Raw genomic sequence first — 11,548 nt, 5'->3', positions numbered from 1 at the left:
ACCGACGCCCACCCGGCGATCGCCGCGTTCGGTGGCATGTTCCTGCTGATGATCTTCCTGGACTTCATCTTCGAGGACCGGGACATCAAATGGCTCGGCTGGCTGGAGCGCCCGCTGGCCAAGCTCGGCAAGATCGACATGCTGTCGGTCTGCATCGCGCTGATCATCCTGCTGATCTCCGCCATGACCTTCGCCACCCACGCCCACCAGCACGGCGGCACCCACGTCGACAAGGCGGAGACGGTCCTGCTCTCCGGTATCGCGGGTCTGATCACCTACATGATCGTGGGCGGGCTCTCCGGCTTCTTCGAGGACAAGCTCGAAGAGGAGGAGGAACGCGAGCACGAGGAGGAGGAGAAGGCCGCGCGCGAGGGCAAGCCCAAGTCGGCGGTGGCCCTGGCCGGCAAGGCCGCGTTCTTCATGTTCCTCTACCTGGAGGTCCTGGACGCGTCCTTCTCCTTCGACGGCGTGATCGGCGCCTTCGCCATCACCAACGACATCGTGCTGATGGCGCTCGGCCTCGGCATCGGCGCCATGTACGTGCGGTCCCTCACCGTCTACCTGGTCCGCCAGGGCACCCTGGACGAGTACGTCTACCTGGAGCACGGCGCGCACTACGCGATCGGCGCCCTCGCGCTGATCCTGCTCGTCACCATCCAGTACGAGATCCACGAGCTCATCACCGGCTCCCTGGGTGTCATCCTGATCGGCTGGTCCTTCCTGTCCTCCGTCCGCCGCAACAAGCGGCTCACCGCAGGCAAGAGTGAGGAAGAGCCAAACGCGGCGGTTTCCGCGACATGAGCGTTCAGTAACGCACGGAACGGCGGCGGCTGGGCCCTCACCACGGGACCCAGCCGCTGGGTTGTTCCTCGTCGACAAACTCAAGCAGGACCAGCACGGCCACTTCGCGCCGGTACGGCAAGGGGTGTACGACCGCCTCCAGCACGCACAGCAGCTCCTGCCGCCGGAACTACGCCTGTTGATCGTCGAGGGATTCCGACCCCCCGCTCTCCAGCGCCACTATTTCGACAAGTACACCGCAGAACTCCGGCGCGCCAACCCCAGCTGGCGCACCGACCGGATCCACGAGGCAGCGAGTCGCTACGTCTCGCCGCCCGAGATCGCGCCCCACAGCGCCGGCGCAGCCATCGACCTCACCCTCGCCGACCCAGACGGCCAGGCAGTGGACATGGGAACCCGGATCAACGCCTCGCCCGAAGAGAGCGACGGCGCCTGCTACACCGGCGCGGACACGATCAGCCCTTCCGCTCGGGCGAATCGGGAAACACTCTGCAACGCCATGTCGACTGCCGGATTTGTCAACTACCCGACGGAATGGTGGCACTTCAGCCATGGCGACAGGTACTGGGCTCTCCAGAACCAGCAGCCGTCGGCCATCTACGGTGCCCGAGAGAGCTGACGCGTCCTTTCCCCATCTTCGACTCCGAGCGACCCAGCCTGGGCGGCAAGTTCGCGTTCCAGGTCGTCCAAGGCCCTGCGGGCCGCCTCGATACGTCGGCGCAGATGCTGTTGGTCCGCCCGGTGCGGAGCCGGAGCGCGTACTGTCGGCGCTTCTCCTTCCCCCTCCCCCATGTCCCGGGCCTCCTCAAGGGAGGTGAGAACGACACCGATGAGGACGTTGACCAGGACGAAGGAGGCGAGCAGGACGTAGGAGGCGTAGTAGAGGAGGCTCCAGCGGGAGATCTCCAGGCCCGCGTGGATCGCGTCGCCGATGCCGTCGAGCATCATCAGGAGGAAGAGGGTGAGGACGGCGCGGCCGATGGAGCCGTACTGGTCGGGGTCGTGCCGGCCGAAGAAGACCCAGCCGACCATGGCGTACACGTACAGAAGCAGGGCGCCGACGAGCAGGAAGCTCAGGGTGCCGGGCAGGCTGCGGGCGACCGCGACGAGCACGATGCGCAGCTGGGGCAGGAAGCGGGCGGTCCGTAAGACCCTGGCCAGCCTGAGCAGCCGCAGCACCGTGGTGTTCTCACGGACGACGGGCAGGAAGGTGCACAGGATCACGGCCAGGTCGAAGAGGTTCCACGGGTCTTTGCAGAAGTCCCGGGGGCGGTCGGCGTGGGCGGCCATGCGCAGCAGAATCTCGATGGTGAACGCGGCCAGACAGGCGTGCTCGGCGAGCCGTAACCAGCGGTGCCACTCCTCTACGACTCCGGAGTACGTCTCCAGGCCCAGCAGCACGGCGTTGGTGAGGATCAAAGCGAATACGGTGAGGGCGAACCAGCGGGCCTCCGTGAGGGCACGGCAGTGGTGCGCAAGTCGCCGACGCCCTGACGGGGCGAGGGATTCGGCCACGTGGTCTGGGTGGTGCGGCATGCTGCTGCCTTGTCTCCTCCGTGCCTGCGGCGGTCCGTCCCGGCCGAGTCGGCCGGGACGGGATGTTGAGCGATCATGCTCCGGAAGAGACTTCTACAGCACTGTAGTTATCAATGCGCGAGCGCCCCGGGAAACCGGGAGGGCTCGGCCGAGGTCCGCCATTGCACCTGGCCGGCACACATACCTGTTTTCGGTCGTTCCCGGCGCGCCCGCCCGGAGCATGTCCCTCCTCGCCTCCGATCACCCTATGCTTCTACTCGCTTGTAGAAGACCCGCGCGGGCCGGGCTCGGCCCGCGCACCGCCGTGGTGCCGCGCGCCGACGGGCGGACGGCATCGCCCTCATGGGACACACGCACGTTTAAGGAGTGGACGCCACCATGGTGTTCAAACGACTGCTCGGCTCACTCGGCGTCGGCGGCCCCACCGTCGACACGGTCCTCGACCCGGGCTCCGCCCGGCCCGGTGGCAGGCTCACCGGCCAGGTCCACCTCAAGGGCGGCAACGCCGACTTCGACATCGAGCACATCACCCTGGAACTCGTCGCCCGGGTCGAGGTCGAGCACGAGGAGGGCGAGAGCGAGGGCGGCATCGCCTTCGACCGGTTCACCGTCGGCGGCGGCTTCCGGCTCACCGAGGGCGAGCAGCGCAGTGTGCCGTTCAGTGTGACGCTGCCGTGGGAGACCCCGATCACCGAGCTGTACGGACAGCCCCTGGGCATCGTGCTCGGCGTGCGCACCGAGCTGTCGGTGGCGGGCGCCAAGGACAGAGGTGACATCGATCCGCTGTCCGTCGGTCCGCTGCCCGTGCAGGAGGCGATCCTCGAAGCGTTCGGCCAACTCGGCTTCGGTTTCAAGTCGGCCGACCTGGAACACGGGCGCATCGGCGGCACGGGGCAGCAACTGCCCTTCTACCAGGAGATCGAGATCACCCCGTCGCCGCAGTACGCACACCAGGTGAACGAGATCGAGGTGACGTTCCTCGCCCACCCGGGCGGTATGGAGGTCGTGCTGGAGGCGGACAAGCGCGACGGCCTCTTCTCCGCCGGCCACGACGCGCTCACCAAGTTCACCGTCGGCCACCACGACTCCCGCGACTGGAACACCGATGTCGACGACTGGGTACGCCAGTTGATCGAGCACAGGGCCTCTCACGGTGGGCACTACGGTCACGGTGACCATCACCACCACGACGACCAGCACCGATCCGGTCCCGGTATGGGGACCGTCGTCGCCGCGGGCGCCGCCGGCCTGGCGGTCGGTGTCGTCGGCGGCATGGTCGCGGCGGAAGTCGTCGACGAGGTCGGTGACTTCTTCGAAGGCGACGAGGAGGACGAGGGCTGACGACAGGCCCCGGCCGGCGCTGGAGGACGCGCGAGCGTCGTCTTCTACAGTGATGTGGATTCACATCTCGGGCCCGTGCCGCGGGCCTCGACCGCACCCGCCGAGAAGGAGTACGCAGCGTCGAGATCGACAGGATCGTGTTCCCGGTGTCCATCCACGACGCCGAGAACCGCGGCCAGAGCTTCGGCACCTGTCCGAGGACGCCGCCACCGAGACCGCGATGATCTTCGGCGAGCTGTACCGCAACGGCGCGGAGTGGAAGTTCCGTGCCGTCGGGCAGGGCTACGCCTCAGGACTGTCCGGGATCGCCGCCGACTTCGGCGTAGGCGTCTGACACTCCCGTGACGGCGACGCCGGGCCGACCCTCCCGGGGCCGGCCCGGCGCGCCGACGCGCAGGGGCATCGGAGGCGGGACCGGACGAGAACTTCACCTTCCTCCCCACGGCCACCTTCGCCGACGCCGCGTCGGACGCCCGGCCCCGGGAGGCAGAATGGGAGGGACGGGGCCTGTGATGCTGCCTCGGTCCCGGAGAATTCTTTCCATGGCCTGTTCCTGCCAGGCCGAGTACTCGGCATCGGCCTGACGGACCAAGTGGTGGTGGCCGTGGAGCCAGATGTACGTTCTGGGCGAGAGGATCGACGTGTTGGCGACTCGTTCGTTGAGTTCATCGACCGCCGACTTCCATCCGTCCAGATGTGCTGGATGGGTTCCACCGCCGCCGATCGTCAGATACGGCTTTCCCTGGTCATACCTCAACTTGCAGTAAGTACCGCCATATTCGACGTGGCGTACTTCAAAGTGATACTCACTCGCGCCGTCTTCCAGTCTGGGCAGATCACACGTCAAACCCTTCTGCATCCACCTGTCCAGGTCGAATGGCAGCGGTCCCATGAAGCAGCGCAGCCGCAACTCGCGCCCGACAGCCAGCAGGACTTCAGCGGCCTCACTCGTCATCACAGCAGTATGCGGCAGGCGGCACCGCGCCCGGGAGTGCCTGGACGGATCCTCCAACGCCCGTCCGACTGGCCCTGACGAAGCCGGCAAGAGGTCATCACTGCGCAGGCCGTCGCGCACACCGCGCCGTCATTCGGGAGCGCCCTGAGCGTCGTCGCCGTCGCCGTCGCGCTGGTGGCCGCGGCGGGCGTCGCGGTCGAAGATGCCGAGGATCTCGCAGGGCCCGCCTTCGGCGCCGATGGCGTGCGGCATCATCGTGGGGAACTCGGCCGCCTGGTTCGGCTCGAGGCGGAAACGGCGGTGGCCGAGCATGAGGATCGCCGTGCCGGACAGGACGACGAGCCATTCGTGCCCTGGGTGGGCGCGCATGCGCGCCGGGTTCTCGGGGGGTGGTTCGGTCATGCGCTGGCGCACCACGCTCATTCCGGGGTCTGCCTTGATGGTCCAGCGCATCTGGCTGTGGGTGCTGTCGATCGTCGGGCTGGCGACTACGTCGTCGGTGGCGGTTTCCACGAGTTGATCCAGCGTGGTGTCCAGGGCTCGGGCGAGAGTGACCAGCTGATCCAGCGCGAGGCGGCGCCGCCCGTTCTCGATGCGGCTCAGCGAGGACTGGCTGAGGTGGGCGCGGGTGGCCAACTCCTCCAGGGACCACCCCTGCGCCACCCGCAGGGCTCGGATGCGTTTGCGTACGAGGCTGTCCAGATCTCCATCTTCTTGCGTCATGCGCAACACCATATGCCTGCCGAGCAAATCCGGCTTAGCTTCACGTGTGGACGGTCCTAGGCGATGGGGCCGCGCGTGAGGAAAGGCAGGAGGCCATGGCTGTGACGACTTCTCCGTACGTGAGCGACGCAGTGCCCAGTGGAACCGTCGACGCGGTGGTGATCAGCGGCGGTGCCGCGGGGCAGAACGGTGCGCCGATGCTCCGCCGGCTGACGGGGACCTACGTTTCACCTGGTGGTCGACCCGGCCTCCATGTGTGGGTGGCTTGCAACGCCACCGACCTCGCCGCCCAGAGCGAGACCCCCGCCCCCTGACCTCCCGGCACGGCACCGACCCACCGCTCGACCGCACCCGGCGACGCGCGCGGCGGTCCAAAGCTCCGCCCACCCCCTTCATTCGGCGACCGGCCCTGCTCCGGCGCTGACTCGGCATGCCCATTTTGAGAGGAATCCATGAGTACGAACCAGCCCATACAGGCCACACAGGCCGGCGGCGGGGGTGTTCCCGACGCGCGTCAGCTGCGCACGATCCTGATCACCGTCTCCATCGCCCTGATGGCGGTCATCGCCTCGGTGACCGGGCTGAACGTCGCGCAGACCCACATGGCCGTGGAATTCGGCGCCTCCCAGAGCACGGTCCTGTGGATCATCAACATCTACACCCTCGCCCTGGCCGCACTGCTGGTGCCGCTCGGCGCCCTGGGCGACCGACTGGGCCGCAAGCCCATGCTCGTCGCCGGACTGGGCGTCTTCGGCATCGCCACCGTCGTCGCGGGCCTTGCCCCGACGGCGGAGGTGATGCTCGCCGCCCGCGTGGCCGGCGGTATCGGCGCCGCGATGATCATGCCGATCACGCTTGCCGTCATCACCTCCACCTTCCCCGAAGAGCAGCGCGGCAAGGCGATCGGTGTGTGGACCGGTGTCGCCGGAGGCGGCGGCATCCTGGGGATGTTCCTCTCCGCCCTCCTCGTCGACGTCGCCGACTGGCGCGGGCTGTTCGTCCTGCCGGCGGTGCTGGTCCTCGTGGCCCTGGCGATGACGCTGAAGTCGGTTCCCGACTCGCGTGAAACCTCGGCCCATCGATTCGACACCGTCGGCGCCCTGGTCTCCGCGATCGCCGTGACCGGCCTCATCTTCGTCCTTCAGGAAGGCCCGGAACACGGATGGACCGCCCTCCGGACGCTGATCAGCCTCGCCGTCGGCCTCATCGCCGCCTTCGGCTTCGTGGCCTGGGAACTGCGTCGCCGCGAAGCCTCCCTGCTGGACGTACGGTTGTTCCGCGAGCGCGGCCTGGCCGGCGGCTCGATCACGCTTCTGGTCGTCTTCGGCGTCCAGGCAGGCATCGGCGTGGTCCTCTTCCCGTTCTTCCAGGCCGTACTCGGCTGGTCGGGCCTGCTGTCCACGGTGGCGATGCTGCCCATGGCCGTCATGATGATGATGGCCTCCGGCCTGGCCCCCAAGCTCGCCGCAGGCATCGGTGCTCGCTCGACCATGGTGGTGGGCATTGCGCTGGCCGGCGTCGGCATGGCTCTCATGGCCTTGTTCGTCTCCGTCGGCGGAGGCTACGTGTCCGTCCTGCCCGGCCTGCTCGCCATGGGTATCGGCATGGGCCTGTCGATGACCCCGTCCACGGAGGCCATCACCGCCTGCCTGCCGCGTGAGAAGCAGGGCGTCGCCTCCGCCCTCAACGACGTCACCCGCGAGTTCGGCACCGCACTCGGCGTCGCCCTGCTCGGCGCGCTCGTGTCCGCCGGCTATCGCAGCGCCGTGGACGCCAGACTGCGCGGCATCCCCCTGGACGCCGCGGACACCGCCCGGGAGGGCGTCGCCAACGCCGTTGAGGTGGCGGACAGCACCGGCCCGCACGCACAGGACCTGCTCCACGCAGCCCAGCAGTCCTTCGTCGACGGCTGGCAGCAGGCCATGTGGGCAGGCGCCGCCATCATGGGCGTCCTGTTCGTCCTCATCGCCTTCCGTGGCCCCAGGAACACGCCCGCCGCGGTCGCTGACGAGCCCGAACCCGCTGAGGCCGTCGCCACCGGCTGACCGCACAAGAGCCGGGCGCACAGCAAGCAACAGGTCAGCACGGGTTCGACCGAAGCTGCCCGCAGACACCTGTACCTCGGGAATCGCGGGCAGCTTCGCCAACGAGCTCGTGCACGGTAAGCGGTGCGGCGTCGAAGGCTTCGGCATGGCTCCGTGTTCACACGAGGCATGGGGCGCTGCCCCGCCCCGGACCAGCCGTCCATGCCCTGGACTTTCAACCGACGTTCGCCGAGAGGTCATTCGGGGTACACCACCATCGCTGACGATCCTGGCCCGGCCACACGGGGAGAAATGCAGGTGTCAGGGGGGAACGCAGGTGCCCGAGAACAGACCCGCTGCCGAAGAGCCGCGATTAGCCGTTACCAGGCCCCCGCGCCGCCATCTGCGCAGGGCGCTGGCAGCGGCGCTGCCCGTCCCGGTCATCGGGCTGGTCCTGCTCGTGGCCTCCGGGAACCTGCTGCTGCCGGTGCGGCAGGTGGTCACCATTGAGGCCAAAATGGCCTCCAAGAGGGACTTCTTCCAGGACCCCGAAGTCGAGCGGCTGCTCATGAAGCACGGCTTCCGTGTGCACATCACGAGCATGGGCTCGCGTGAGATCGCCAAGCAGGACTACGACGGATACGACGTCGTCTTTCCCTCCGGCCAGCCGGCCGCCGACCTGATCAGCCGGGAGCGCGCCCGGGCGAACCGTCCGGTGCTGCTGTACCGCCCCTTCGTCAGCCCCATCGTGCTGGCCACCTACCGGGGCTACGCCGAGGTGCTCGCGGCGGAAGGCGTCGCGGAGCGCCTGCCGGGATCGGGCGGCCCGCCGATGTACTACACCCTCGACATGCGGAAGTTCCTCGACCTCGCGCTCGGCAAGAGGAAGGGCGTCCAGCGCGATCCGGAGGACGGCTACCGCTGGGACGAGATCGACGACAAGAACCACGTCCGCAACGGCAACAAGATCCTCGCCCAGACCTCGGACATCTGCGAGGCCAACTCCGCCGGTACCTACCTCGGACTCGTTGCCTTCGTCGAGCACGGGAACGACGCGCCGGACAGCGAGGCCGAGGCCGAGCAACTCGCCCGGAAGATCAAGCCGCTGCTCGTCGAACAGGGCCTGCCGTCCTCCGAACGGGCCGAGACGTATCTGTCCCCCGACGGGCAGGGCATCGCCCCGATCTCGGTGATCTACGAGCACCAGTTCCTCGCCCACCAGATACGGCACGAGGCGCAGAAGGGCGAGACCGACGACGAGCGCGTCCTGCTCTACCCGTCCACGCGCTTCGTCACCGAACCCCAACTCGTCGCGCTGACCGGCGACGGCGCACGGCTCGGCGAACTGGTCAGCGAGGACCCCGAACTCCAGCACCGCGCCATGGAGCTGGGCTTCCGGGCCCGCAGTGCCGGCAGCGGTGCGAGCAGCGACGAACTCACCCGGTTCCTCACCGAGCGGCAGATCCCGGTGCCCACCACCTCCTCCGACGACACCCGCGCGGTCCTGCCCAGCCTGCCCCTACTGGAGAAGATGATCGAGATCGTCGGCGATTGTCCGGACCGGACCGGTGGTCCGTGAGACGCGGCGTGGGCCTGCTGGCGCTCTGCCTGGCGCTCATCGCCACCCTCCTCACCGCCTGCTCGGGCGACGCCGACGGCGACACGGTCCGGCTGCGCGTCCTCGCCGGCCCCGATCTCGCCGTACTGGAGCCGTTGCTGGGCGAGTTGAAGGACGAGACCGGCGTCGACCTGCGCCTGTACCACCGGGCTGACGCCGAGACGAAGGCCCCGGACCGCGACCGGTACGACCTCGCGTGGCTGTCCTCCGACCACTATCTGCGTCTCACGGACAGACACGCGATCCGAGGGCTGCAGCGCACGGTCACCATGACGTCCCCAGTCGTCATCGGCCTGAAGCCGGATGTGGCACGCGAACTTCGCGCCCGGGTGCCCGGCTCCCGGCTCACCTGGGCGGACATCGCGGACGCCGCCGCCACCGGCACCGTCCGCTTCGGCATGGCCGACCCCCGGCACGCCGGCAGCGGGCTCGCCGCCCTCGTCGGCGTCGCCACCGCCGCGGCCGGCACCGGAGCAGCGTTGCGCCCCGAGGACGTCTCCTGCGACCGGCTGCGCGGCTTCCGCTCCGGCCAGGCCCTCACCGCCGACACCGGCCCCGCCCTCGTCGACACCTACGTCGACCACCAGGACGAGGCCAACGCCCTCATCACGTACGAGTCCGATCTGCTCGCCCTCAACGCCTCCGGCCGCCTCGACGACCACCTGGAGGTCATTCGCCCCCAGGACGGCATGGTCCTGGCGGACTTCCCGCTGCTCCTGCTGAACCCGGCCCACCGCGCCGCGTACGACAAGGTCACGCGGTGGCTGCGGCGCGACTCGGTGCAGCGGCAGATCATGCGGCACACGGTGCGCCGCCCCGCGAATACGACGGTCACCCGGGACGCGCGGCTGCGCGAACCGGTCGGCAACGCGCTCTTCTACCCCGACCAGCCGGCCGTCGTCGAAACGCTGCTGGCGGACTACGGCGACCCCGACCGCCGCACCACGAGCCAGGTGGTCTTCCTGCTCGACTTCTCCGGCTCGATGCGCGGCGCCCGGATGGCCGCCCTGCGCGAGGCCTTCGCCGGACTCAGCGGCGCGGACCCCTCCGCCTCGGGCAAGTTCACCCGCTTCTACCGGGGCGAGCGACTGACCGTCGTCCGGTTCGGCGGCCGGGTGCTGGAGCAGACGACCGTCACCGTCACCGGCCCGAAGGACCTGACCGCCCTCGCCGGCACCGTCGCCCGTGGCGGCTACGGGGACGCCACCGCAGTATGGTCCGCCCTCGACCACGGCTACCGCACCGCCGCCCGTGAACTGGCCGCCGACCCCGACCGCTCCGTCTCACTCGTCCTGATGACGGACGGCGAGAACAACGCGGGCCTGTCCTACGCCGAGTTCGTACGCCGCCACAAGGAGCTGCCCGCCGCCGTGCGCGCCGCCGTCCCCACCTACCCCGTCCACTTCGGCGAGGCCGACGCGGGCGAACTGCGGCGCGCGGCGACGAGGACGGGCGGCCGGATGGTGGAAGCCGGCTCGTCCCTTTCCGAGGCTTTCAAGGAGATCCGTGGCTGTCACTGACGCACTGTGGTGGAGCCTTTGGTGGCCCTGGATGACGGTCTGGCTGGTGACGGCCGCCGGCGTGGTCGTGCTCGCGGTGATCCTGGTGCGCCATGCCCGGGAGCGGCGCAGACACCTGCGACGCTGGCAGTCGGCGTACAGCATCTGCCTGTACCTCGACGAGCAGGCGGTGATGGACCTGTACGAGCTCGGCAACTACCGGTCCGCGCTGGAGGAGGCCGTCGAGCTGCGGACGAAGGTCGACACGAGCGTCGGCTTCTGGAGCCGGGTGCTGACGTGGCTGTTCCGGTTCCGGCTGAAGCGGGATGTCAGCCAGGAGACGTTCCGCAAGTTCGTGCGCAAGGACAAACCGATCAACGTGATCGGGGTGGTCATGGAGGCCTTCGACCGGGCCGACGCCATCGTCCACGCCGACCTGATCACACTGACCGTCGTCCCGAACCGGAACCTCGCCGACAACCTGGCCGACGGCCGTGCGGTGACCCTGAGCCGCATCGGCGAATTCGTCTCGGTCAAGGGCATGTTCTCGCGCGTGCCGGGCGTGACGGAGGGTTTCGTCCTGCGGGCCGAGTACGGCGACGAGCAGCCCCCCGTCCACATGCGCGTCGTAGCCCCCGGGAACGCGCGCCGCTCCATTCCGGACGGCACGTTCACGGCCCGCTGCCTCGGCAAGATGACCGGCTGGCGGGAGGACACCCGCGAGGTGACGCTGGAGGCGATCGCGATCTTCTGGTGACCACCGCTCACCGCTGTTTTCGCAGGTCAGGGCGTCCTTCTCCGCGGCTTCAAGGGTGCGTTCGGCAGCTCGGGGGCGGGCAGTGGGTCCCCGTCGTAACCGTGCACCTCGCCGAAACGGGTTCCCGTCATCCAGTCCTCGCGGGCCTGCACGATGTCGTCGTGCGAGCGGCCGATGAAGTTCCACCACATAGCGAACTCCATCAGCGTTTCCGCACGTCAACGGCGTTCCGGATGCCTGGCGGTCAGCAAACTCTCAGCATCAGTCGCGGGAGTCGGTCGGCCATGGGGCGGG

11 protein-coding genes and 2 pseudogenes are annotated in these 11,548 nt (G+C 68.8%); 9 read left to right on the top strand and 4 right to left on the bottom strand.

Annotated features, from left to right (window positions below):
- Together ACZ470_RS25390 and ACZ470_RS25385 are read left to right on the top strand one after the other, a co-directional pair.
- On the top strand, positions 1-801 hold an 801-nt coding region (locus ACZ470_RS25390; protein WP_468430720.1), incomplete at its 5' end, for a DUF475 domain-containing protein.
- Between the two features lie 61 nt (positions 802-862).
- Entirely contained in the window at positions 863-1,420 is a 558-nt protein-coding gene (locus ACZ470_RS25385; RefSeq protein ID WP_468430718.1) for a M15 family metallopeptidase, read from the top strand.
- Here ACZ470_RS25385 and ACZ470_RS25380 read toward each other — a convergent pair.
- Positions 1,399-2,337: an ion transporter gene (locus tag ACZ470_RS25380; RefSeq protein ID WP_468430716.1), complete on the bottom strand. Its 939-nt coding sequence runs from the start codon at positions 2,335-2,337 to the stop codon at positions 1,399-1,401. The genes ACZ470_RS25385 and ACZ470_RS25380 overlap by 22 nt on opposite strands.
- Before the next feature lie 378 nt (positions 2,338-2,715).
- Here ACZ470_RS25380 and ACZ470_RS25375 point away from each other — a divergent pair, with 378 nt between their 5' ends.
- The gene (locus tag ACZ470_RS25375) at positions 2,716-3,678 is read left to right on the top strand and encodes a sporulation protein (protein WP_468430714.1); all 963 of its coding nucleotides are present in this window, start codon (positions 2,716-2,718) and stop codon (positions 3,676-3,678) included.
- 122 nt (positions 3,679-3,800) lie between these two features.
- Positions 3,801-4,012: pseudogene (locus tag ACZ470_RS25370) on the top strand (TerD family protein); the annotation flags it as partial.
- Between the two features lie 93 nt (positions 4,013-4,105).
- Here the strand turns inward: ACZ470_RS25370 and ACZ470_RS25365 are convergent.
- Positions 4,106-4,633: a hypothetical protein gene (locus ACZ470_RS25365; protein WP_468430712.1), complete on the bottom strand. Its 528-nt coding sequence runs from the start codon at positions 4,631-4,633 to the stop codon at positions 4,106-4,108.
- 129 nt (positions 4,634-4,762) lie between these two features.
- Positions 4,763-5,356 carry a helix-turn-helix domain-containing protein gene (locus ACZ470_RS25360; protein ID WP_468430710.1) on the bottom strand — a complete coding sequence of 198 codons (594 nt, stop codon included), beginning with the start codon at positions 5,354-5,356 and terminating at the stop codon, positions 4,763-4,765.
- A 101-nt stretch (positions 5,357-5,457) separates the two neighbouring features.
- On the opposite strand from ACZ470_RS25360, the gene ACZ470_RS25355 reads away from it, so the two are divergent.
- The 5 genes from ACZ470_RS25355 to ACZ470_RS25335 all read left to right on the top strand — a co-directional run bounded on the left by ACZ470_RS25355 (position 5,458) and on the right by ACZ470_RS25335 (position 11,254).
- The gene (locus ACZ470_RS25355) at positions 5,458-5,670 is read left to right on the top strand and encodes a hypothetical protein (protein WP_468430708.1); all 213 of its coding nucleotides are present in this window, start codon (positions 5,458-5,460) and stop codon (positions 5,668-5,670) included.
- Positions 5,671-5,808: 138 nt separating this feature from the next.
- Positions 5,809-7,401, top strand: a complete 1,593-nt coding sequence (locus ACZ470_RS25350; protein ID WP_468430706.1) for an MFS transporter — start codon at positions 5,809-5,811, stop codon at positions 7,399-7,401.
- 316 nt (positions 7,402-7,717) lie between these two features.
- A complete protein-coding gene (locus ACZ470_RS25345; RefSeq protein WP_468430704.1) occupies positions 7,718-8,959 on the top strand; it encodes a hypothetical protein in 1,242 nt (413 codons plus the stop codon).
- Positions 8,956-10,518, top strand: a complete 1,563-nt coding sequence (locus ACZ470_RS25340; protein ID WP_468430702.1) for a vWA domain-containing protein — start codon at positions 8,956-8,958, stop codon at positions 10,516-10,518. Before ACZ470_RS25345 ends, ACZ470_RS25340 begins: the two co-directional genes overlap by 4 nt.
- Positions 10,505-11,254: a hypothetical protein gene (locus ACZ470_RS25335; RefSeq protein ID WP_468430700.1), complete on the top strand. Its 750-nt coding sequence runs from the start codon at positions 10,505-10,507 to the stop codon at positions 11,252-11,254. The genes ACZ470_RS25340 and ACZ470_RS25335 overlap by 14 nt, the downstream gene beginning before the upstream one ends.
- A gap of 26 nt (positions 11,255-11,280) precedes the next feature.
- On the opposite strand, the pseudogene ACZ470_RS25330 reads toward ACZ470_RS25335, so the two are convergent.
- Positions 11,281-11,454 (bottom strand): annotated as a pseudogene (locus tag ACZ470_RS25330) (pirin family protein); the annotation flags it as partial.
- Positions 11,455-11,548 lie beyond the last annotated feature (94 nt).

This window comes from Streptomyces sp. NPDC031111 (genome assembly GCF_055570675.1).
This window is presented reverse-complemented; position numbering and strand designations above follow the sequence as displayed.